The sequence below is a fragment of the Pseudoalteromonas luteoviolacea NCIMB 1942 genome (genome assembly GCF_001625595.1).
Classification (GTDB): domain Bacteria; phylum Pseudomonadota; class Gammaproteobacteria; order Enterobacterales; family Alteromonadaceae; genus Pseudoalteromonas; species Pseudoalteromonas luteoviolacea_A.
Genome location: NZ_AUXT01000202.1, coordinates 1 through 24991 on the forward strand (window position 1 = coordinate 1; position 24991 = coordinate 24991).

The 24991-nt window shown below is 41.8% G+C and carries 16 protein-coding genes; 10 read left to right on the plus strand and 6 right to left on the minus strand.

All coding sequences use genetic code 11. The annotated features are described in order from the left end of the window. On the plus strand, positions 1-616 hold a 616-nt coding region (locus N482_RS20465; protein ID WP_063378831.1), incomplete at its 5' end, for a hypothetical protein. Positions 617-1361: 745 nt separating this feature from the next. Here the strand turns inward: N482_RS20465 and N482_RS20475 are convergent. Both N482_RS20475 and N482_RS20480 read right to left on the minus strand, forming a co-directional pair. Continuing rightward, entirely contained in the window at positions 1362-1919 is a 558-nt protein-coding gene (locus tag N482_RS20475; protein ID WP_063378833.1) for a heme NO-binding domain-containing protein, read from the minus strand. 5 nt (positions 1920-1924) lie between these two features. Continuing rightward, entirely contained in the window at positions 1925-2893 is a 969-nt protein-coding gene (locus N482_RS20480) for a sensor histidine kinase (RefSeq protein ID WP_081228121.1), read from the minus strand. 382 nt (positions 2894-3275) lie between these two features. Between N482_RS20480 and N482_RS20490 the strand changes: the two genes are divergently transcribed. The 4 genes from N482_RS20490 (at position 3276) to N482_RS20505 (ending at position 10951) form a co-directional block, all read left to right on the plus strand. Further along, positions 3276-4781, plus strand: coding sequence for a calcium-binding protein (locus N482_RS20490; protein ID WP_063378847.1), 1506 nt, complete (start codon positions 3276-3278; stop codon positions 4779-4781). 440 nt (positions 4782-5221) lie between these two features. Continuing rightward, positions 5222-5824: a class I SAM-dependent DNA methyltransferase gene (locus N482_RS20495; RefSeq protein WP_063378835.1), complete on the plus strand. Its 603-nt coding sequence runs from the start codon at positions 5222-5224 to the stop codon at positions 5822-5824. A 4-nt stretch (positions 5825-5828) separates the two neighbouring features. After that, positions 5829-8870: a DEAD/DEAH box helicase family protein gene (locus tag N482_RS20500; RefSeq protein ID WP_063378836.1), complete on the plus strand. Its 3042-nt coding sequence runs from the start codon at positions 5829-5831 to the stop codon at positions 8868-8870. Between the two features lie 104 nt (positions 8871-8974). Further along, positions 8975-10951 carry a deaminase gene (locus N482_RS20505; RefSeq protein ID WP_063378837.1) on the plus strand — a complete coding sequence of 659 codons (1977 nt, stop codon included), beginning with the start codon at positions 8975-8977 and terminating at the stop codon, positions 10949-10951. Positions 10952-11015: 64 nt separating this feature from the next. Here the strand turns inward: N482_RS20505 and N482_RS20510 are convergent, their stop codons facing one another. Continuing rightward, complete coding sequence (locus N482_RS20510) at positions 11016-14180, minus strand: DUF3427 domain-containing protein (RefSeq protein ID WP_063378838.1); 3165 nt, start codon at positions 14178-14180, stop codon at positions 11016-11018. A 229-nt stretch (positions 14181-14409) separates the two neighbouring features. Here N482_RS20510 and N482_RS20515 point away from each other — a divergent pair, with 229 nt between their 5' ends. The 3 genes from N482_RS20515 to N482_RS20525 all read left to right on the plus strand — a co-directional run bounded on the left by N482_RS20515 (position 14410) and on the right by N482_RS20525 (position 16905). Further along, entirely contained in the window at positions 14410-15180 is a 771-nt protein-coding gene (locus tag N482_RS20515) for a hypothetical protein (protein ID WP_063378839.1), read from the plus strand. Positions 15181-15253: 73 nt separating this feature from the next. Next, entirely contained in the window at positions 15254-15619 is a 366-nt protein-coding gene (locus N482_RS20520; protein ID WP_063378840.1) for a hypothetical protein, read from the plus strand. Between the two features lie 137 nt (positions 15620-15756). Beyond that, entirely contained in the window at positions 15757-16905 is a 1149-nt protein-coding gene (locus N482_RS20525; RefSeq protein WP_063378841.1) for a DUF1570 domain-containing protein, read from the plus strand. Positions 16906-16984: 79 nt separating this feature from the next. Here the strand turns inward: N482_RS20525 and N482_RS20530 are convergent, their stop codons facing one another. Beyond that, entirely contained in the window at positions 16985-17290 is a 306-nt protein-coding gene (locus N482_RS20530) for a hypothetical protein (RefSeq protein WP_063378842.1), read from the minus strand. Positions 17291-17401: 111 nt separating this feature from the next. Between N482_RS20530 and N482_RS20535 the strand changes: the two genes are divergently transcribed. Beyond that, entirely contained in the window at positions 17402-18292 is an 891-nt protein-coding gene (locus N482_RS20535) for a LysR substrate-binding domain-containing protein (RefSeq protein WP_063378843.1), read from the plus strand. Between the two features lie 44 nt (positions 18293-18336). Here N482_RS20535 and N482_RS20540 read toward each other — a convergent pair whose 3' ends face one another. Beyond that, positions 18337-20247 carry an alpha/beta hydrolase family protein gene (locus tag N482_RS20540; protein WP_063378844.1) on the minus strand — a complete coding sequence of 637 codons (1911 nt, stop codon included), beginning with the start codon at positions 20245-20247 and terminating at the stop codon, positions 18337-18339. A gap of 243 nt (positions 20248-20490) precedes the next feature. Beyond that, positions 20491-21963: a dGTPase gene (dgt, locus tag N482_RS20545; RefSeq protein ID WP_063378845.1), complete on the minus strand. Its 1473-nt coding sequence runs from the start codon at positions 21961-21963 to the stop codon at positions 20491-20493. Between the two features lie 184 nt (positions 21964-22147). Here dgt and N482_RS20550 point away from each other — a divergent pair, with 184 nt between their 5' ends. Further along, positions 22148-24958, plus strand: a complete 2811-nt coding sequence (locus tag N482_RS20550; protein ID WP_063378846.1) for a tetratricopeptide repeat protein — start codon at positions 22148-22150, stop codon at positions 24956-24958. Positions 24959-24991: the final 33 nt, after the last annotated feature.

Sequence of the window (24991 nt, forward strand, 5' to 3'; positions counted from 1 at the left end):
GGCAAACCCGGGGCGATTCATCGCATTCCATGAAGGCACAGTTAATAAACTGCTTGAAAAACATGTCGATGCATTAAAACTACGAGCTGGTTCACATGTGTTTGTGCCACTGTGTGGAAAAACGAAAGACATCGCTTGGCTGTTGCGTAAGGGGTATAAAATAACAGGTGCTGAATTAAGTGAAGGGGCAATTAAAGAGCTCTTTGAAGAATTACATATTGAACCTCTAGTTGAAGAACTTGATGAATTTAAGGTTTATAAAAGTATCAATTTGACGGTGTACGTTGGCGATTATTTTAACTTGACCGCTGAACATGTTCATGATGTTGATGCGGTGTATGACAGAGCTGCGTTTATTGCTTTGCCAGCTTCTATGCTACGCAGCTACAGTAGCAAGCTTATGGAGCTTTCTCAAACGGCCCCTCAGTTATTGCTAGGCTATCGATATGATCAGAGCTTAGTACCTGGCCCACCGTTTTCAATTGATGAAAATACAATTGGCAATTATTACAGGCCAGCCTACCAGATAGAGTGTCTTGAATCGGTTGACTGGGGTGAAAAAATTAAAGGAGTTGCACCGGCTTTAGAAGACTGTTGGTTATTGTCCCCAAATTGATAGAAAGTGTCGAAATACGCGTCTGATCTATTCATAAATGTGTGTTTACTGGGTTTAAAGTTAAGTTGGTTTTGGTTAATGGTGTGTTGTTAGCCTTTTTTAGTTAATATTGGTTAATTATTTACAAATAAGCCTTGAGATCTAGATCTTAATATAAGTAGTACATTGCGGTAGATAATTAGTGTAGTAAGTGGTTGACTTACACTAAAATGTGGCCTGCATCGCAGTTGATGTCGTTTTAATCATCTCATTTTTCTATCTTGTATTCAGTGTTAAAGAAACGGGTATTCGCGTATTTTATCATCGTGGGTATAAACTAAAAAGTAAGCGCGATCATGATTTTATTTCTTGGTGTTTCACACTGACTGTTTACACACTGTTTAACTATATAGATACGAAAATGATGGGGTTAACTATTTCAATGGATACAGACTACTTGCTGCGAAGAAAGCTGTTTTACTTGAGTTAAATATTCTTTTTCATTCTGCTGTATGTTTTACACGTATGCAACGGTGCTCGTTTTCAACGGTAATGCGGGCAGTTTACAGTCTTGGTTTAATACCTATAACGCTCTATATGATCCAACTGATTTAGCGGGGTTACTATGATATAAATGTTATCACCTCTGCGAACTTTAGATTTATGATAAGTCTCTATGCGACGGTTTGTTGTGTTTTGTTCGTATCTTACCCAATTAAATCTTTATATCAGAGACATATAAAGGGAGAAAGGCGACCACAACCCCCTAAAGGTCACAACTTTTGCTGTATTTTAGCAAAAATTTTGCGCAGTTGTTGTTGCCTTGCCAATTTGTTTGCAATTCTACTTCAATGTCTACATCGTAGTAGCAGCTCATTCCTGCGAGAACACCTTTTACTAAATCAAAGAGCCTTCTAGGCGAGGTGTAAATCAACTGAGCAGTGTAGGGGGTGGTTGAATGATACTGAAAAGCGGGTGGCTGTGCATCTGGGTAGAGCTTTTTCAACTCAATATGATGAAGATCATCCAACTGCTTAAGTACATAAGCAGGGTGTGGATATTGTGTAAACTGCGGAGGGAGTAGATTAGAGAGTTTAGGATATAACCACTCGCCAAAGCCGAAATGAGCCTGTGTTAGTGAGATACCCATTTTGCCCACAACAATATTTACCAGCTCTACAAGTTGTTCGTCAGGGTAGTTTTCCGTTCGCACAAACCCTTTGCTTGAATCAAATGAGCACTCGTCTAGAGCGTCGTACAAAACCTCATCACCGGCTACTTCAGAGATGAAATCTTCAAGTAACATAAAAATATGCCCTTTCATCCTAATTACTCCGTTGTTCTTGGCAAGGTAATGATAAAGGTTGTGCCGCTGCCTTCTTCGCTATCAACCGTGATGTGACCATTGTGCTGCTCAATGATTTTGTATGAAATAGAAAGCCCAAGCCCAGTACCTTTGCCAACTGGTTTAGTGGTAAAAAATGGGTCGAAGATATTGCGCATGTTAGCTTGTGAAATGCCTGCGCCATTGTCCTCGACGGTGCAGCGAATGTAGTTATCGTCATAGGAGCTGGTGATCATAATCTTCCCATTTTTGTCTGTTGCTTGTCCTGCATTGACCAGTAAGTTAACAAACACTTGGCATAGTCTATTTGGGTTACACAGTAACTTTGGCAATTGACTCAAGTTGGTGTCTAAAACAGCATGGTGTTTAAAGCTGCTGTGGGCCAAATTTATTGCCTGATCTAGCACCAAATTTAAATCTTCAAGCTCCATTTCTTCGTTGTCGACATGGGTGTAGTTTCTGAGCTCTGAGACAATAGAGGCGATTTTGTTTAATCCACAAATGGATTCGTTCATCAATGCAGGTATATCTTCTTGTATGATTGCCACATCATAGCTGGACTTCAAATCCAGCATGTCCTGTTCATCACTGACCATGTTTTCTAGGTCTTTTTGGTAAGCTAACAGTGTAACTAAGTACATTTTTAGCGTCTCTATGTTAGAGCGCGCGTACCCTGCGGGCGTGTTTAGCTCATGGGCAATACCCGCAGATAGCTGACCGAGTGAAGCCATTTTTTCCTGTTGTATCAATTGTGCCTCCTGGCTTTTTAACGACTTGATTGCGTTCGACAGCTCGTCGTTAGATTTGTACAAACTGCGTGATTTCGACTCCAATAAGTTTTCCGCGAGCGCTTTTCCCGCAAGCGCCCTCTGAAGCTTTTTTTCGAGTAGAGAAACTGTCTTGTCTGTTACTTGTTCCACCATAGTTAGCCACGCGTCTGTATTAATTTTCATTTACGCTGCAAGAATGACTCCAAATCATAGTTTTCTGCGAGTTTGGGGTTTATTTACCTATAAAAACAAGTATTAATAATTAGCTTCAATTAAATACACAGATATAAGTTGAACTATTTTTGCGTTTTGCAAACGCGCCAAAACGAGGATTTGATTCGCAATTTGCAAAATAGAAATTGTTTTTCGCAAAATCAAAATAGAAAAAACATTGCAAGAAGCGGCCGAAAACCAGTCTATGACGCCAAAATACATGCGGATGATGCCAATAATCTCGTACGAAATCTGTCTTCACTTTTCTTACTTATTTGCTTTTTAGGCTCCTCAAGAGCGGGCATGTGACGGAGTAAAAATGCCTTTTATCAATCACTTTGAGGATATAAAAATGACATTTAATAAAAGTGCACTCTGCGTAGCTTTAGCACTTGGGCTGTCTAATTATGCAATTGCAGGCTGCGGTGGCCTAAGCGATGGTGCATCGGCTTACATTGATGGCGACACCCTTAAAATTAACGGCACAAGCAGCAGTGAAAAGTTTACTTTGAGCCTGTCGGGTGACAATTTAACAGTAACCCGAAAAGTGGGGAGTAGCTCCAGCTGTGACAAGTTTTACCTAAGCCAAATTGATGGAATACAAGCGTCTTTAAATAGCGGTAACGATACCTACAATGGTAAAGACATTGCTGTTGTACAAAAGGTATATGGTGGCAACGGTAATGACCACATCACCACGGGCCGCAAAAACGACTACATTAGAGGCGGGAATAACAACGACAAGATATTTGGCAGTAGTGGCAATGATTTTATCATTGGAGACCGAGGAAATGATGAAATTGATGGCGGTTACGGTAATGATAGGATCAGTGGTGGTAATGGTCACGATATGCTTTTTGGCTCCTATAACAACGACATAATTACCGGAGAAAATGGTGGCGACCTAATTATGGGGGGGCAGGGCTCTGACACCTTGTATGGTGGAAATGGCAACGATTATATAGGCGGTGGTTGTACACTCGAAAATGCCAATGGCGCGGACATATATGAACAGTCAGCATGTAATGATGATGACGACCGCGCAGATAAATTGTATGGCGGCGATGGCCATGATGTACTCAGTGGTGGCGGCGGAAGTGACACCCTTTACGGTGATGATGGGCATGACTATTTAACCGGTAACGGTGGCCGCGAAGACCGACTTTACGGTGGGGAAGGGGATGATGCGCTGTTCGAAAACGGCGATGGTAATCCCAATAACCAGCGTTGGCACAAGGCATGGGGCAATGGTGGTGATGACATTATTGTCACCAATGGGGAAAACTCCAACCAAGAAGGCGGTGGTGGTAATGACGTTATAATTGCGCTTTCGACTAACTTTGATGCCAAAATACATGGTGGGAAGAATGGAGACTACATATGGACAGGAGACAGTGCACCAGAGGGCACATGTGGGAAAGGCGAAGACAAGGGTATGGCGTTTCTTAATAGCTGCGAAAGCACGACATGGGTAAAAGACTACCAAGGATTACTATCCAAAGTAGATAAGAAAAAGAACTTTGATAATCCATACTACGACGCCGCAAATGCCGCAGTAGAGCTAGACGGTTCTCATACTGGTTTTAAAAAAGGCTGGAGAGATTACGGCAAAAACCAAAAGCCCTCGGTGCTTTACGACATTGTATCACCCGCAGTATTTAAACGTTGGCAGTCAAATAAAAATACAGCGCCTTACTCTTATTATGAATGGGGTGTGACTTTTAGGTCCGGCTATGGCGCATATGGTACTTACACCAACTGCGTAGAAAACAAAGTGGCTTATTATTGTAAGTTTCAATTGGGTTACTCTCAGTCATGTTACGACAAGGAAGGTGATTCAGTAGCGTGCAGCAACTAATCTAATCTGGCAATTAGATGTTATGTCACAAAGCCCAAATGTGGGCTTTTTGGCTTTTGGGATAGCGAAACCAGTTATGTGGTAGCCTTTCACTACGAAAATAGGGAGGCTTTATCGTTTTGTTTCTACTTCCTAGAATGTTCTGTAATTGAATTTTTATTGGGTGGAAGCGTAATTTAAAAGGTTTTTCTATTTCGTATTTTTAGTTTTCTTGTTTTTTAGAAAAAAAATACTCAAAAATTGAGCTGAAACACTACAAATAGCGGGGAGAATCGTGTTTAATTACTAGGCTCTAAAAAATACGCAATACAAAGCTACGTATTTGAGCGAGCTGTAGAAGTAAGCGGTTAAAGGACTTTTAAATCGTGTATAGCAGGACCTATCAAAGTTAGTGACAGCCTATACGCGCCACCGCAGAGTATTATTTTTTAAGGTGAGCGATGTCCGAGTCTACTTTTCAATATTACAGTCAACATGCCCAAGAATTTGCAAATGCTACCTTAAGTGTAGATATGCAACCTTTATACGCCCCGTTTTTTCAATTATTACCCATCAAGCCTAATTCGCAACTACACCTTTTAGATGCTGGGTGCGGCAGCGGGCGCGATGCATTGGCATTTAAAAAACAAGGCTTTCAAATCAGCGCGATGGACGCCTGTCTTGAACTTGTTGAAATCGCCTCCAATTTGCTGGACCAACCTGTGCAACACGCACGCTTTGAATCATTCAATGACGTTGAAAAGTACGATGGAATTTGGGCGTGTGCCAGCTTACTACATGTTGCACATAGTAATTTGCTACGCGTTATGCAAAACCTTGAACAAGCACTAAAACCCAAAGGGGTTATGTACGCCTCATTCAAGTATGGGCAAGGTGAGCGTATGCACGGTGAGCGGCACTTTTCGGACCTTGATGAAAAAGGCTTAGCACAGCTGCTTTCCGGACTATCCTCACTTCAAGCCATAAATGTGTGGATCACTGAAGATAGGCGGCCGGACCGACAAAATGAACTCTGGTTAAACTGTTTACTTAGGAAGGATTAATTAAGTGAATAGTTTTAATCAAGGAAGAACACTGCAACTGAACACCCAAAAACAGCTGTACACTGGTGGTGAAGATCCACTATTACCAGCGCTATTGCACGCCATAGAGCACGCCGACGAAATAGAGATCTCCGTCTCTTTTATTCAGCGCTCAGGGCTTAACTTACTGTTTGACGCCTTGTATACCGCTTTAAATAATGACACGAGCCTAAAACTACTCACCTCTGATTACTTAGGGTTTACCTGTCCGCAGGCACTTAAAGAACTTATGTCGTTGCAAAGTTTGGGTGCAGAGCTGCGGGTGTTCGAGACTAAACCGCGAGATAGCTTTCATATGAAGTCGTACATTTTCACCAAAACAAAGGGGGGTGACGGCCAAATATATGAGGGCTGTGCGTTTGTTGGTTCTAACAATATCAGTAAGATGGCACTGACAACTGGGCTTGAATGGACTTTTAGGCATGACTATTTGCCAGTGTCATCCAATACAAACGATGATGCCTTTTTTGAGTTTAAGCGGGCGTTTTATGCGGTATTTAATGGCCCTCAAGTGACCATCTTGAGTAGTCAATGGATAGATGATTATCAAAAGCGCAGAGTAAAACCTGACTTCCGCGCTGTTGGGGCTGAGACCAATGAAGAGATGCCGGAAGCTATTATCCCAAGACCAGAGCAGCAAGCGGCACTAGAGAAGCTCACCCAAACCAGAGCAAAAGGCTATAAACGCGGCCTTGTGGTCCTCGCTACGGGTATGGGTAAAACGTGGCTCGCGGCACTGGATGCACAACAGCTAAAAGCCAAAAAGGTGCTGTTTGTTGCACACCGTGATGAAATACTCACACAAGCAGCTAAAACCTTTACTCAGTTACTTGGTTGTAAAGCTGATTTTTACAACGCAAAATGTAAAAACATCGAGTCGGACTGCTTGTTTGCATCAGTGCAAACCCTAGGTAAAGTGACTAATTTAGCTAAGTTCTCGGCGGCGCATTTTGATTACATCATCATTGATGAATTTCATCATGCGAGCAGTAAAATGTATCGCAATGTCTTGTCGTATTTTACCCCACAGTTTTTGCTGGGCTTAACCGCTACGCCAGAGCGCACCGATCAAGCTAATATTTTGGGCTTGTGTGACAATAACCTCGTTTATGAGCGTAACATGGTGCAAGGCATAGATGCGAAAACGCTTGCGCCATTTCATTATTATGGCATTTGGGATGAAAGCGTCGACTACACCGCCATACCATGGCGAAACGGTAAGTTTGACCCAAAAAGCTTAGATAACCATTTTGCCACAGAGCAAAGAGCCAAACATGCGCTACAGCACTATCACAAGCTCGCACAAACTCGCACGCTGGCGTTTTGTATTTCCAGAGTGCACGCCGATCATATGGCAGAGTACTTTAATCAGGCGGGGATCCGCGCAGCGTCCGTACACGGCGATTCAAAAGTAAAACGCTGTGAAGCGCTCGCACAGTTGGAATCTGGGAAGCTACAGGTCATATTCAGTGTTGATTTATTCAACGAAGGCACTGATATCCCGAGCATTGATACCGTGATGATGCTCAGGCCTAGTGAGTCTAAAATTTTGTTTTTGCAGCAGCTTGGCAGAGGGCTGAGAAAGCATACGGATAAAACCCATTTGGTAGTGATGGATTTTATTGGTAATCACCACAGCTTTTTAAACAAACCCTATGCCTTGCTTGGCGCACATTCTCCCAAAGAATTGGCGACAAAACTAAAGCACAACGAGCAGAACAGCACATTACCGGATGGCTGTTTTATTAATTACGATTTGGCCATTACCGACTTTTGGCAAAAGCTTGCTAAAGCGCAGCGCACCACAGCACTTGAAGACTATCAAAACCTTGCTGAGCTACTCGGTCATGGCCCCAGTGCCAGTGAGTTTTTCCATGAATATGGCGATATTAAAAAAGCCAAACAGCAGGGCAGTTGGTTTGAGCTGGTAGCAAACGCAGGACTCAGCAAAAACATCACCTCACATTGGCTTACACCTTTCCAAGCATTCTTACATAAAGGCGTTGAGCAAACACCCATGACCAAATGCTTTAAAGCTATTTTGCTGGAAGCATTTGTTGCATTGGACGGGGGTTCAAATCCCCCCAGTTTAAAGGCATTGGCCGATAAAAGTTACGATGTACTAATGCACTACCCGCAGCTGCGTGCTTTAGACATTGCAGAAAAAGATCAAAGTAAAACTAAAGGTAGTGCAGCTTGGTTTAAGTATTGGTTAATCAATCCGATAAATGCTTTTACCGACATTGCTAAACCAGAGCACAAGCGCAAAGACCATCATTGGTTTGTGATTGAGCAACCAACTAATACCGCCATTGAAGACGCATTGTTTAAGCTCAATATTCAGTTTGATGAGCATGATGTGGCACAGCTTTACGATTGCATACTTGAACTAAACCAATATCGACTAGCAAAATACCTCAAAGGAAAAAGTGACAAGTTAGATGCGCTTGAACAGCAGCAAGCTAACAACGCCAGTCATCAAGAGGTTGAGGATAAAAGCGACGGCTCAAAAGGCGATGAGTTAACCTCAGAGGATAGTATCTCAACTCACGAAAATTCAGTGGATGAAGTCAATCATCCCGATGTTGTTCAGCTGCCCTATTTCCCAAATTTAAAAATAGCGTGCGGACATTTTAAAACGGGCGACACCAGTGATATGACAACCATGCCAGCCCCTGACAGCTGCGGCAAAGTCGACCCTCAAAAACACTTTTTGGCGCACGCCAGCGGCAATTCCATGAACGGTGGCAAGCACCCGATTTTAGACGGTGATCTACTCCTACTTGAGCGCATCACACCCGATAACGCAGGCTCGATCACCAATACCACCATCGCCATAGAGCGCTTTGATAGCGCAGGCGATGAGCAATTTTTATTACGCGATGTACAAAAACAGATAAATGCGCAAGGTGAAGTAACTTACCTACTTGTGGCAAGAAACCCAGAGTATGCAGTAATGGAAGCCAGTGATGAGTTTGTGACGTTTGCGCGGTTGAGACAGTTGTAATGAATGAGTTTCTATTCAATGAGGTATAAATTTGCTCATAGCTTCTTGTATGGAATGCATATCGTTATTAACTGATAAAGCTATAGTTGACAAGGAAATTAGATATGAATAAGTATGAAATATTTATTGCTTTGGTTGCGCCAAGGGGGATTAACATAGATGTGATATCAGAGCAGTTATCAAATGCTGCTCAAGAATACGAATACGATGTTAAAAAAATTAGCCTGATAGATCTAACTTCTTCTGATAATTTGCTACATACAGATGTAAATAGGAACGATATTGATGTTCAAAGTGAGCGATTGCAAAAATTAAGGAAAGAGCTTCATGAACAGGTTGAAAATAAAACAGCTGTTAAGCCCGTTTCCAATGACATTCATCAGCTTTTAAGTTGGTTGTTTATAAAAAAAATTCAGTTAGCAAGAGCTACAAGCGATAAAAATATATTTTATATAATTGATCATGTAACTCACCCCGATGAACTAAAAGCACTTAAACAGGTATATGGTGATTCTTTGTTCACTATAGGCGTTACCAACTCCTTACAAGGTCGTATTTGTGATAAAAAGGAACAAATACTTTCTGAAGAGCCTAAATTGAAAGCTCCAGAAGCATTAAGTAAATCGGTTACTGATATTGTTGATGACTATTTGACAGAAGTTAGAAGTAATATAGATGAATTTGACTATTATAATCATGTTAGAGGAGCATATTTGCAATCTGATTTTTTTATTAATCTCAATAGTTCCGAATTGGAAAAAGATAGAGGTGGTCAAACTCAGTCGGATAGTATTAAGAAAACAATAGAAAGGTTTGTTGATTTAATATTTGGAGCTCCTAATATTACACCGCTTAAACAAGAGCATAGTATGTTTTTAGCTTATACGAGCGCATTACGTTCTGGAGATTTATCTCGTCAAGTTGGAAGTACTATAGTCAACGATATCAATGATGTAGTTGCTATGGGAGCAAATGAGGTTCCCAAGTCTGGCGGTGGCCAATATTGGGCGGATGGGTCATACGTAGCTCATACAGAGGATAACGAGAAGCTCTTCAAGTCTAAGGAAGATCAAAGAGACTACGCTCTTGGGCATGATACAAATGTAACAGTCAGGGAAAGTATGGCCAAGGAGCTCGTGGCGTTGTTGCATGAAAAAGGCTTAATCATAAGTGATAAAAAGAGCCAAGTTGAAGAAACTCTTTTATCTTCGCCACTAAAGGACATAACTGAGTATGGGCGAGTTGTTCATGCTGAAATGTCAGCATTAATGAGTGCTGCTAGAAATGGTACTTTAGTGAAGGGAATGCACATGTTCTGTACTACTTACCCTTGTCACAATTGTGCTAAACACTTAGTGGCTGCCGGTATTAAAAAGGTTTATTACATAGAGCCTTATCCGAAAAGCCGAGCCGTTGATTCTCATACAGACGCAATTTTTGATCCTGAGAGTTTAAATATTGATTTTGATATTAGTGCATCTGGTGATGATTCTGATTCTTCCTACATACAAAGCTTAAGGGACAAGGTCTATCAGGCTTTTGAAGAGGGAACATTGATAAATAATAAAACTACATTAGCTGGAAAAGATAAGCTTATCTTTGAACCTTTCTTTGGTGTTGGGCCAAGAAGGTATGTTGATTTATTTTCCATGTCAATGGGAAGTGGGAGAGCTTTAAAACGAAAATCTGGCTCAAAAGCTATTCTATTAGATCGAACATCTAATAATGAACCTAGAGTTCCAATCAAATCAAATCAAAATGAATTTTATGAGCAGGAGTATTTTACTAATCTAAACAATCGTTTGGATACAGATATTAATTCTCTTTGTGACAGCGCTATTAAAATATTTTCGGATAAACACAAAAGCTTAAGTGGTGATAGATTGCGGTCAACTGTAAAGTTCTGGCATCATAAACTCTCCTATGGTTATATTATATGTCCAAATGGTGGTGATGATTTCCCGTTCAATCGACAGAATATAGAAGATGATCAATATACTCCGTCAGACGGAGATAAAGTAAGCTTCCAATCACTCAAAGGGAATAAGAAAATTTTCGCAGACAAAATAATTCAAGAGTAATACTTTGAATTAAGAGTGATGAATGAGGCCTTTGTATTCTAGAAAATTTTCGATATTAAGACAATCACCCAACCGCCAACTTCCCAGCCTCATGCCATAGCTCACTTGGCATGGGGTGAAGTAAGTCCCACGTAATGTCCATTGGCTGACTGCCTGTATGCGTCACATATTGCACCTCACCGAAATTGACGAAGCCCATGGTGCGGCCGTTCTCGTCTTTGTTTTGCTCTCGTACAAATAAGTAAATGCGCTTGCCAGCTTTTTGGTGGGTAATATAGCTTAAACCTTTACCTCGCTCCGGCCTTGCGCTGTTTTGTGACTGCCAATTGAAGCGAGTCGGGCTGATGGCAAAGTCTTTGTATAGTGTGGTTGGGGAGTAGGTTTTCTCACATTTTGTGAGGGTTACAAATAACAGCTCGATATTGTGGCTTTTAAGCTCTAACACGCCTTCACGTGCTGGTGACTTTTTCTCAAAGGTGCTTGCGCCAATCGCTGCGAGTATTTGCTCACGAGAATATCGGCTATGTAGCTGTAAGGCTGTATTTGGCAAGCCCGACAGTGATTGCTCTTGGTGATAAATACGGTTTATTAAAATGTTGAGCACGTCGTTGAGCTCAGCTTGTAGTTGCTTATTGGCAAGCGCTTTTAAGCTGGTGTTAATGTCTTGGTGTCCTGTTTGCTTACCTGATTTTTCCCAAAAGTTGTAGTGCGTCATCAAAGCAAATGCAGCGGTATTAGGGATGTTTTTAAGCTGAGTAAAATCAAAGTTATGCTTACATAAAGACTGTAAAAACTGCAAGTAGCTGAGTGAGTTGCATGTAATTAATTGGGTATTGATAGCGCGGTAGTAGGCTTGTATTTGAGCTTGCTCAAGCTCCGTCATTGAGTCACTTTGATTGGTGAGCCAATGCCATCCACCTAATTTACCTTGAGAGAGTTTATATACATCTTCTAAAGTCACACTTGGGTTAACCTGTAAAAAGTGAGCGAGGGTGAGAGGTAAATTTGTGTCTTGATGATAGCGGTTGAGCAGCGCGTGTAATCGACGCTTGTTGTTTATAGCACCTTTAATATTTTTAAGAATGATGTCTCTACTTTGCTTTTGCAGTTCAATACGACAACCTAAAGGCAGATGCGCAAACCCGCTTTCGATCTCTTGGCTGATTGAACTATTTGTTTTACCAACAAGGGCTCTAAACTTGCTGGCAAAGTCATACTCTGGCCGCGCATTACCCACAAAGTCTAAGACGGTGCAACACTCTTTGTCTTGGGTTAGGCGTAGGCCACGGCCCAGCTGTTGCAAAAACAAAGTTAAGCTTTCGGTTGGGCGTAAAAATAGTAGGGTGTCGACCTCTGGAATATCCACGCCTTCGTTAAAAATATCTACCACACACAATATTTGAATATCACCTTGTCTGAGGGCTTGCTGTTTATTGTGCCTGCCACTGGCATTGTCACTAATTAGTACATCACTGCTAATGCCTTTTAAGTTAAATTGCTCGGCCATAAATATGGCATGTTGCTTACTAACACAAAATGCTAGCGCTTTAATGGTATGCACATTCGCTACAATGTCCGCAAGACTTTGCATGATTTTTAAGGCGCGATGATCGTTTTGCGTAAATACCTGAGTGAGCGAACCAATATCGTAGCGGCCGCGTTGCCAAGAAACACGGCTGAGGTCGGTGTCATCATCTATGGCAAAGTATTGAAATGGGATCAAGTAGCGATTATTAATGGCTTCAGGTAATCGCAGTTCAGCGGCGATGACATTATCAAAATCGCTCAGAATGTTGCCGCCGTCTTGTCTCTCGGGTGTTGCAGTCAAGCCGAGTAAAATGCTGGGGGTAAAGTAATTTATCACGCCTCGGTAGCTATTTGCTGCAATATGGTGCACTTCGTCAATGACAATGTAATCATAATAGTTGTCTGTGAGGTTAAGTGTTTCTAATTGATTATTGAGTGTTTGGATTGACGCAAATAGGTGATTAAAGCTGCTTGGTTTGTGTTGTCCGACCCATAGCTCACCAAATTGGTTGTTTTTGAGTATAGCGCGATATGCTGATCGTGCTTGTTTCAGTATCTCTTCTCGATGGGCCACAAAGAGTAATTTGGCTTGTGGGTTTTGCTTTAAAAATCGCGCAAAGTCGAACGCGGAGATCAAGGTTTTACCAGTGCCCGTGGCTGCAACTACTAGGTTTCTATATCGACCGTGCACGCTTCGCTCAGCACTGAGCTTTTCAAGCATGGCTTTTTGATGCGGTTTTGGCTGAATATCTAAATAAAAGTGTGAGGTATCAGCTTGATGATTCTTTGCGACATTGAGCGCCTGCGTTAATTTGTTTTGGCAAGGCGCTTTACCTGTGTAGCGTTCAAATTCGTCAGACTCCCAATAGGTTTTAAAAGTGCTCAACGCTTTTTGAATAATGTGTGGGATCTCTTGATTAGTGACTTTTAAGTTCCACTCTAAGCCGTTAGACAATGCCGCTTTTGATAAGTTTGACGAGCCAATATAGCCGGTGTGAAAACCGTTATCTCGCAAAAACAAATAGGATTTGGCATGTAGGCGTTGGCTATCATTGTTGTAGCTGATTTTTACTTGGGTGTTTGGCAAGCTGGCTAAAAAGTCGATGGCTCGCTGCTCAGTCGCGCCCATGTAAGAAGTGGTGATTACTTTTAGCTTTTTACCACATTCAACGTAGCGTTTTAGTTCTTCTTTGAAAATACGCAGACCTGTCCAGCGTATAAATGACACCAACCAGTAAATGGTGTCGCTGGATAAGATCTCTCTTTTTATTTCGCTCTCAAGCGAAATGCCTGCATTAGCCCCAGAGAATAGCTCACTTTGGCTCAATCCAGTTTGTGGGAATATGTCTTTGCTATAGCTTGGTAGGTCGCTAGAAATTGGGTTTTGCTTGTCAAACAGCGCGGTGAGGATACGGCCTTGTGAATCAATGAGGTTTTCACTGATTAATTGCTCGTCTTTGATGTGATCTTTTAACCAAAATACCAGTTTGTTGGCTAGTTCTATTTGCTTGGCGATGCGGTTATCGTCTGAGCTTGGTATGGCATCGATAGCATGAGAAATGAGTTTGGACAAAAATCGTGAGAGCCAAATTGAAGCTTCAGCTGCTTCAAGTTGGCGTTCACCAATGTAAAACTGATCTCGATTTAGGTTCTGCTCAACAACTTGGGTAATAAGTTGCTCATAAATGCCAATTTGCCGCATGGCCAAGTCCTGTTGTTTTTATTTTTAAGTCTATGAAAGCCAATGTATCTTAGCGCTTTTTGTTATTTTGAACCAGGTTCTTATCCGCAGATTTTTACCATTATTTAAAGAACGGCTTTGGTATAAATCCACCAACCCACTTGCACTAAATGTAATTGAAATGTAAATTTACTATCCCAATTCAACTTAGCAGGTTTAAAATCGGGCGTTACACTTAGGAAGGAAACCTATGGAAGAGTCAGCACCGCAACAACATAGTCAAATTAAAAAAGCGGCCTTATTTTCATTTAAAAAGCTTATAGCACTGAGCGTTTTTACAATCAGTATCATTATTGGCGCGTATGCGACAGATATTGTCGAAACACTCAAAGCGTATGTGCTTTATTCTGGTAGTAGTGTGATCAGGTTTTTGCCTATCGTTTTACTTAGCACAACTCTGGTGGGTTATTTATATTACCGTTATGAAAAATCAGCAGAAAACACTTTCAAGCGGGTGTTTAAATCAATCTTCACAGCCAGTGTCTGCATGGCGTTTTTTAGTGCAGGGATGTTTCTAAAAGATCCTTGGCTGTCGCTGTCTATGCTCAATGATGAATACGATGGCCCCGTGAGAACACTTCAAAATTATGCGGGGTTTGAAGTAAAACAAGAGGCGTGTGAAAAGCGCGGTAAAAATCTTACCTGCTCATTTTATGCAATTAACCTGCTGCCAAAAGACAATGAATTTAGAATTGACTCAGACAGCTACGCAATTGATCACAAAGACAGCCACGCCAGCGTCAACGCATTTTATATTGGTGAGAAACGGTATGTTTTTAGAACCTCCGATTACTTTACTGTGCCGTTGGGCAGTAAACGTAAGTTCAAGCTTGAATTCGCCTTGTCTTCTGATGAAAAAATGCGGTTAGCACCGTATTTGTCGGTGGTAATGGAGTCGCGGGAACATCAAGAAAAACATCTTAATTTCAGGTCAGTAGCAGTTATTGACTATATTAACTAAAGGCTATCCGCTTTTGATTGGGCGAGTGTCGAATTTAAATGAATAAAATCAGTATTTTATCATGGGAATTTATATGAATCAGGCACTTGGCTTTTTAATTTCAATTTTGATTGTGGTATTTGTGTTTGTGGTTTCTGCGACCGCTGCGGGGCTATTTGCCGAGACACTTGGCCTTTGGAAAAAGCCCATAATTGGTGCAGTGGCGGCAGCATGTGTGGTTTTTTCGGCTTATGTTAGCGCGCCTCGATTTAAACTACTTTCTGCCGCTATTTGGTTGATTATAGGTGCAATTACGGCGTGGGTGTTGTCGAGCATATTTATGTATGCAGAAGATGCTGCAACCTCACTGCCGTTGTATGTCACCTATACAAGCGGGCTACTTACTCTAATGGCTTGCACCATTTGGCATAAAAAACATATTGGAGAAGTGTTGCGCTAAGTCGTGTTTTAAGGGCGTGCTCAGTGATAAAGTACATGACTGCAAATGTGACGCGCTGGTAGGACAAAGTAAACTTAAGACTAAACTCGGCGTGTTAGGGAATACACAAAATTAAATAAAGGAGTAAAAGTAAAGGAATGGAAAACAGTGGGAACGCATGGACGGGGCCTGTTTTTAAGGCGTGTTTGGTTGTATTTTCAGCATTGTTATATCTCTTTTTTGATGGACGGCAGTTTTGGGTAGATGAGGTGAAGCCTTATTTGTCACAAGAGACGGACACGTTATCAGAGCAACAGAGTCGCGTTGAGTCGTCTTACACTAAAGTACAGGCTAGGAAGCCGAAAAGGCAAGCTCACCATTCCAAGCATCAAGCAGGTGTTGACCATCAGCATACACTCAGGCGTTTTGGCCGATGTCAGCCCCACGGTGGTGAGAGCGTAAAATACCGAGTTGAGCATGGTATTTACATATGGGTTGATAGTAATGGCGTTACAAATTACTCAGACCAAAAGCCAGCTCGTGGCGCTAAAACGTATCAGCCTCGCAGTAGTCGAGTATTGGACTATTTTGATCTTGAAATAAGCGGCCAGACCATATCAAACCAGTTTAAAAATACCCTGAGTTCTAGATTGAACGCTATTTTTAGAGGCTACACCAGCATTGTTGGCCTTAAGGCTATGCGAAAAGTCACGCTCAGGGTTCAGGTACTTCCCTCTCGCAGACTCTATGAGCGGGCAGTAAAAGCATATGGTGGTGACCCAACTGGCACTGCCGGCGTGTATTTTGGGATTAAGAATATAGCTTTTGTTGAGCAAACCTCATATGAAGCCACAATGCAGACTGCAATCCATGAGGCTATACATGCAATCAATCAAGCGGTTATTGGCTTCTCACCACGCTGGTTGAATGAAGGACTTGCTGAATACTTTGAAACTGTAGAGGTGTCGATGCAGGTAGGTGAAGTTAAACCGAATAATCACATTACCCGCAGCGGCTACATCACAGGTCACGTGCTCAGGCCAAGCCAGCTTATCGGCGCTGAGGACACATGGAAATCTTCAGATCCTGTCACCATGTATAGAAGCAGCTGGGCGTTTGTGCACTTTTTAATGTCTTCAAAATCCGGTAAACAGAGCCTCAAAGCATTGATGCTACAAGAGCAAAAAGAGCCGTGTAGCTCATTGGATTACGCCAATGTAAAGCGTGTTTTAAATGGTAGTTACCCAAACATGCAAAGCGCATACGCCATGTTCTTAAACAGTCAGACCAAGCCCCAGCGGTTGTAGTATCTCACCAAAAGCTTTTGTAAAAGATGAAGTAAAAGCTTTTGGTTGATACATAGCCGAAATTACAGAGTAATATAATTCACAGTAGGCTTAAAATCTGTTTAGCATTTTGTCTCGCTAAACAGCTTTGGACAGGATCGCTTGAAAATGCTTTTTGGGATACTTCCATAGGCTCGCTTTCATGAAGATTTCCCGATTTGTAAACCTTAACTCGGCAGCTTGTTTTATCCTTATCTTCTGAATAAATTAGCTCGACTCGCTCAGCTTTTATAATTAAGTTTTTATAGGGGTAACCTGCGCTGGTAAAAACTCTTTCTGTTTGTACCTGCTCAGCCATAGAATTAAATGCAACAAACGAAAGTGCCATAATAATTGCATATTTCATGATAAATAGTCCTTATGTGTCTGTATTCACCGCTAAGTATTGTGTGCTTGTACAAAACTGACAAACGAGAAAATCTGACTTATAGTTAAGTTTTAATTAAGTATAAGTGTCATGAAACCTCCTCCATTAAAAGGGCTTTGGTATTTTAATGCAGCTGCACAGTTAGGCAGCTTTAAACAAGCCGCCGAAGCGTTATTTGTTACTCAAGCGGCTGTGAGTCAGCAGATCAGAATATTAGAGCAACAACTTGGGTGTACGCTGTTTGAAAGGCAAACGAGAAAGGTAGTATTGACTCAGCAAGGGCAGTGTTTACTTCCATATTTGCACAAAGCATTCGGACAAGTCGAAATGGGCCTGTCGACGCTAAAAGCTGACCCAAACCCAAGCACAATAAACCTCTCTGTTTTGCCGTCTTTTGCCTCTTGTTGGTTGCTTCCTAAGCTCGCGAGCTTTAATGATTCTTTACCAGACTATCAGCTACGTATTGACCCAACAGAGCAGTTAGCGGATTTTGATGAAGATAACATCGATATAGGGATCCGGTTTGGCTTGGGGGAATACAGCGGTTTAAAAAGCGAATTGATTGCTAATGATGAGCTTGTAATTGCTTATCAGCCGGGGTTAATTGACCCAGAAAACCCCCTTCGTGCTCAACTATCCAAGCACAATTTTATTTATGATGAAGGGCGAGATAACGAATTAGCTTGGTTTGAGCTTTGCGACCAGTTGGGGCTTAGTGGCCATGCATCAAGCAATCTTAAGATTGATAATGCAGCCCTTGTCCTACAGGCAACCGTTGCTGGGCAGGGATTTTCACTTGTACGCAGACGCTTAGTAGCACAATCTCTGGCATTAGGTCAGTTAGAAATTCACCCTGAGTTTGCCTGGAAGTGCGAGTACAGGTATTACTTGGTTGCCCCGGAGCGACATTTTGAGTGGCCAAAAATTAAGGCTTTTCGAGATTGGATTATGGCAGAATTAAAAAGCACAGATCCGCAATAAAGCTGCTGAACTGTGCTGAATAATGTTTATCTAATAGTACCTAGTTATAGGTGCTTTTTGAGGAAATCTAAATACGCTTGTGATGCTTCGATACGGTTTTCCTTTTTCGAAAACCCGTGCCCTTCATCTTCAAACAAAACATACTCAACAGGCACATTGTTTGAGCGTACTGCTTCTACTAGTTCGTCACTTTCAACTTGAAGCACTCTAGGATCATTAGCGCCTTGAACAACCATGAGTGGCTTAGTTATGTTTTTTGCGTGGAAAAGTGGTGAAATTCGTCGTAAACGCTCTCCATCCACAGCAGGGTCGCCAAGCTCTTCATACAGCGCCTTTTTGTAAGCTTCCCACCAAGGTGGAATAGATTCTAGAGTTCTTACCCAGTTAGTGACACCAAATACGTTGATACCAACTTTAAACTCGTCAGGTTCAAAAGCCAGCGCTGCGGCAGTCATATACCCGCCGTAACTTCCTCCCATAATACCGATGCGTGCTGGGTCTACCCAGTCTAGCTCTTGAAGGTATTTTTTACTCCAAACAATATCCTGCAAGTCGTCTTCGCCGTGTTTTTTGTCGTCCAAATGAAAAAATGTTTTACCATAACCTGAACTACCGCGGTTGTTAACTGCAAAAATCGCATAGCCTTGATTCACCAAATGCTGAACGCGTGCACTATAGCCAGTCATGCTTTGGCCGCCAGGGCCACCATGGACATAAATCATCGCAGGTACTCTGTTGGACTGGCTTGCTAGTTTGGGTTTGTACAGCACTCCTGGTACTTCTAGACCATCAAAGCTTTTAAATCGAGCAATGCTACTTTCAACTAAATGATCTGGATTGATTTTGTCACTCAAAGTTGAGGTTAACTGTTTAACTGAGTCAGAGCCGACTTGCCACACATAGAGGTTATTAGGAGAAGTATCTGAATTCAGATAAAAAGACATTTGCTTTTCGTCGTCAGAGAAATTGACGCGTTTGATACTGCCAGCTGGTAATTTTGGGAGCCTAATATCTTTATTGGTTTTCAAGTCCGTGATTGTCACTTTGATACTAGAGTCTTCGTTCACACCGATTACGCGGTATCTATTTGAATCTGAGAAATATAAAAACCTAATATCCCAGTCTTTCGCAATGTAAGGTGTGTGCTGACCTGTTGCAATCTCATAACGCCAATTTTGGTAAAACTCGCCGTGAGCATCGGTTCCATAGTATAGATATTTATCATCTTTAGAAAATGCTGAGGCTGAGAAGTTAGCTTCGTGAGACACGTTTGAAATCTCAACAGGTTGAGCTTTCGGGTCGTTAAGGTCTAGCAAAAATAAGTCGCTGTCTTTGTTACCTTGCGCGTTGATGAGTACAATATAACGATCTGTTTCACTGACACGCTGAACGTTTAGATTTTTATCATTTTTGTAGATTAGCTCACTGGCATATGTTTTCGCATCAAAGCGATAAAGGTCCATAAAGCGCTGATCACGCTGGTTGCTCAGCACGTAAAAAGCACTGTCGTCTTTAGAAAAGCCGATAAATCTAGCTCTTACATTGTCACCCGGTGTTAAATCTTGTACCTCTGAGTTTTCATGACGTACAAAGACATGCATTAACTCGTTGCCGCCTTTGTCTCGCGTGAACAAAATACGGTTATCGTTAGGAAAATATCTAAGTGGATATGTGGAGTCCGGCGCATCTGTCAATTGCACTTTATCACCGGTTTTTACGTCGACCTCATAAAGGTTAAAAATACCAGACTCATCAGAACTTACTAGAATTCTTTTTCCGTTAGGGCTGAATGCGCTGCCAGAAATACTGGTAGTGTCATAAAAAGTTTCTGCTGAGTAAGTATTAAAGTTTGCTGCTGGCTGAGTGTAGCCCGACTGGTTTGCTGATTGATTTTTTTGTGTGCAAGCACTAAGCGTTGCGAGTAGTACGCAAGCTATTGCTGTATGTTTTATCATAATTTTCCTTATTAAACATTTTTACTTTTTAGAGTCGCTCTCCAAACACAACAGTATAGCCGTTCTTTTCTCGGATATACTGAGGCAGTAACTTGCTGTAACTATAATAACAACAAAGTGTAAATGAGATACAGTAATTACTATAACCTATTGTAAATTATAACATTAATTTGTTATTGATTAACTCTTTTATGCGGCCGTTTTAGCTTTTATATTATTGGGTCGTATTTGATTCTAAAGACTTTAATCAATGACCAACAACGTTCTATAAGTATCGTATGCGAGCTGATCTGTCATCCCACTAATAAAATCTTGTATGAGACGACAGCGATAATAGAACTCGTAAATAGGTTGCGAGCGTTGTTCATTGGTAAGCTGTTTTATGGCCTTATCATACGCTCCTATAATTTGGCCAGAGATCCGCTTTAACAGCCGAACTTCGATTGGATAATGACGGCCATTTTGCAATAGGTGTCTAAACTGTTCTTCTTTTAAGTCCAGCAGCCTTTGATATTCATTTAAAATGCCAGAGGTAATTTTATAACCTTGTAACTCCAACTCTTCGACTTCTTTGTGGCAAAAAACGTGCTTGATCGCCACTTGCTTCAATGCCTTGGTTACCGCGTGTTGATAGCTATTATCTTCTAACAGTGCGGCATTAAAACTACCATGGTATATCGACTCTATATTATCGATAAATCGTTGTGTAGCATGCTTTACGAGAGGGTGTATGAGTTCGACACGTAAGTAGATAAAAAACTCAATCGCAAAGTTATCAGGGTTCGCATGCGCACGTTTGAAGGCATTACAACAAGCTGTTTCGATAAAGTCAGAGTGTTGATTAACTTGAAGGTCATTTAGTTGTTTGGCGTATTCATCAGTAAGCAATCTGGTGACTGCTTCTACGCTAAGTAGCCCTTTTTCTACTGCGTCTTCGATATCTGCGAGGCAATAAGCAATATCATCAGCGGCTTCCATGATATAGGAAATCGGGTGGCGATTTCCCAGAGTTATATTAAGTTTATCGCAAAGCTCTTTAACAAAGCTTTGCTCGCTATAATAGTAACCCACTTTCTTTTTAAGATAGCTTTTATCATTGTTTTGCAATGGTTTTTCTTCTACACCACAGCGAGTGTATTTTAAAATTGCAGCTGTTTGGCAGTATGTTAAGTTCAGGTTGGACAGCGTTTTCACAATACGTATCGCTTGGGCATTACCCTCAAAATGACACAGGTCTGCAATTAAACACCGTATAAAGCTTTTTTCGTCAGAGTCGCATCTTCGGCTTTGTGAGTAAGTTGAAGCAAATACCGGATGGGTTGAAAAGTAATTGCTAAACCAATCATTAATGGCAGCTTCACCAAAGTGTCCAAAAGCTGGATTGCCAATGTCGTGCATAATACAAGCCATTTCTACTAAACTTACCAGTGCATCGGCTTGCTCTGAGTCTAGTAATGGTGTTTGGCCATCAGTCTGCCTTAGCTCTTTAATTATGGACTGAGCTATAAATCGGCCGTTTTGCTGCACTTCTAAAGAGTGGGTGAGCCTCGAGCGAACCGCTGCATTTCGCTCAAGCGGAAATACTTGAGTCTTTTGTTGTAATCTCCTAAGGGCAGCACAATTTATGATGCGTCCTCTGTCGCTTTCGATGCTTACGAATAAGCTGTCGTTCTCTTTGTACGGCCGTTTAGCGCTTATTTTTATTGAAAAGTCCATTTATTTGTCCAGAAGTTGAACACTAAATCCATTGTAATCAAATTGTTCAATCCTGCAAACCTACCATCAAGTTGTAAAAAGGCCTGCCAATTCCGAAGGTCTTGACTAAAATTCAACTGGGTGACTTGCAAGGCTATCTTAATGCTGGCAGTCTTTAGTTTTTGCGCACTGATTAGATTTTTATATGAAATTCCTAGCGTTAGCTTTAATTGTTGTTCTTTTTTCAGGCTGTAAATCCGTATCTAAGTATGCTGAACCCGATTTGATGTTTGTGCAAGGTGATGATATTTCTGGTGACGCTCTAGTTGCCCAAAGCTACCTGCTATTGTCAAAAGAAGAGTACCGCCTCAAAAACTACTCTCAAGAATTTGCGCTATTGAATGAATTAGCTGAATATCATTACGCTCCTGCGCAACTGGAAATTTCTAAAAAGTTAGCTTCTGGACATGGTGCGGAGTATGTTGATGGTTCTGCACTCGAATGGGCCCAAAAAGCGGTCGATAACGACCATATACCTGCAATTTTGTATCTGGCCAAATGGTATCAATATGGTGGTGAGGGTATTGAAATTGATCTCAAAAAAGCAATGGAGCTCTATGCTAAAGCGGTTGATTTAGGCCAGCCAAGTGCCGCCACTGAACTTGGTTATATCTTCCTCAATCACTGGAGAACTGATAAAGGGTATGAAACTGCCAAAAAACTACTGGTGAATGCTGCCTATTACGGTGAGGCTAAAGCGTTTTGTGGCTTGGGGCGAGTTTATCAAAATGCCGGTAAGCTGAAAAATGTAGTTAAAGCAGCAGAATACTTTAAAGTAAGTTATATCAGAGGGTACAAAGCTTGTGCATTCGAGTTGGGGTACTTGTATCACAAAATTACCAACGATTTTAAACTAGCCCATCACTGGTATGGTAAAGCCGCATCGGCGGGTTCTGCAGATGCCATGAACAATCTTGGCATGATGCACAATAACGGTGAGGGAACGGATACCGACTTTGCCAAAGCTAGAAGGTACTTTGAGCGAGCAGCAGAGCTTGGAAGTCAGCTGAGCTTTGGAAACTTAGGCCGTTTGTATGAAGCGGGAGAAGGCGTTGAGCAAAGCTTGGCGCAAGCAGTTGAGTACTATGAGCAAGGCATATCACTTGGAGATGCTCAGTCAATGCATAATTTGGGGAGCTTATACAATGAAGGAAACGGGGTAGAGAAAAGTCGAGAAATGGCACTAGAGCTGTTTGAGCAAGCCACACAACGAGGTAATCGCTTTTCTGCATTTAACCTAGGAAATGCATACCTTTACGGTGAGGGTAAAAAGCAAAGCAATGAGCAAGCCATAGAGTATTATTTACAGTCTGCCAATTTAGGGTACGCCCCAGCCTTTTGTCAAGCAGCAGATTTAGTGTTGGCTGAGGATTGGTCAAAAGCTAAGTCATATTACTTTGAAGGTGCAAAACTGGGTGATGGGGGCTGCGCAGAAAAACTAACAAATTACATGAGAATTAGGCAGGAGCAAGACTTGCCGATTGTAACTTTACTTGTTTCCCTCGCGAATAGAGGCGTTGCACTTGCATACCGTGAGCTTGGCGTCATTTTTCATTATGGCGGCTTTGGGGAAGAAGTTAATGTCTCAAAAGCGAAAGAGCATTACCTACGGGCAGGTCAGCTTGGTGAAGGCTTAGCGTATGCAAACTTAGGGTATCTTTATGAAGAGGGGGTTATGGTTTCTCAGGATCTCCATATGGCTGCTTCCATGTACGTTAAATCCGTTGAGCTGGGTTCTGCGCTTGGCCAAAATAACTTGGCAACATTTTATTTGAAAGGCATTGTATTTGATCACGACACAAACAAAGCGATTGAGCTATACGAGCAAGCGGCTAAGGGTGGCAATGTGCTGGCTATGGTCAATTTGGCGGACGTTTATTGGGATAAGAAAACGCCTAATGCTTCAATACGTGCCTGTGAGCTGTACAAACAAGCCTATGGGCTCAACTACGAAGCGGTAATAACGAAATATAGCCAATGCCTAGTAGACATAGATGATGATCCACAAGCCGCTCATATGCTTCTAGAAGAGGGTGCACACAGAGGTTGCGAGTCGTGCGTCGTCTCACAAGCAGAAATATTACTAGCTGGCAAAATCAAGGAGAAAACCGATCAACATGCCCTACAGATTTTGCAACAGGCGAGCGAACGAGGGAACGCGCACGCGTCTATAAAGCTTGCACAATTATATGAAGCGGGCGGGCTGATTCAGCAGGAGTATAAAACTGCCTTACATTGGTACCTTCAAGCAGTAGAAAACGGACAAATTGATGCCTTAAATAAGGTCGCTGAGTTTCATTGGTATGGCAAAGGCACAACTCAGGACGAGCAACGTGCCGTGCAGGCAATCTCAAAACTGGCAGAAGCGAGAAATTACAATGTGGCGTCATTTGTTGGTGAACATTATTACTATGGCGTGAATGTAGACGAGGACGTGAGTAAAGCGCGGCACTATTTTCTAAAAGCCGCACAAGAAAATAACGATATTGCTTTAAATAATCTTGGGGTTATCTACCGAGACGGTTTAAGAGTTAAAGTGGATACAGATCGAGCATTGGGCTACTTTAAACGCTCAGCAGAACTGGGTTTGGCAGATGCCATGTATAACCTTGGCGCATTGAGCTTGCAGCTTGGTCTAAAGTCAATCGGACTGGAATGGTTGTTAAAAGCGGCTGAGCAGAACTATTCACAGAGCTACGTGCTGCTTGGTGAGTACTATGCAAGCCACAGCTCTAGCCTTGCATCTCAAAGAGAAGCGGCAAAGTGGCTACAGTTGGCCGCGGATATTAGGTTACCTGAAGGTATGTATCAACTGGCCATGTTACTTAAAAAGCAAAATAGCAATAAACTTACTCCTGAGGCTACTAAATGGCTCAAAGCAGCTGCTCAAAGCGGACATCAAGCAGCTGTGAGTGAATTGAGCGCGACAAACACCATTGTTGAGTATGGAAATTAATCAACCTTTTCCATCAGGGTGCGAGCACACTTT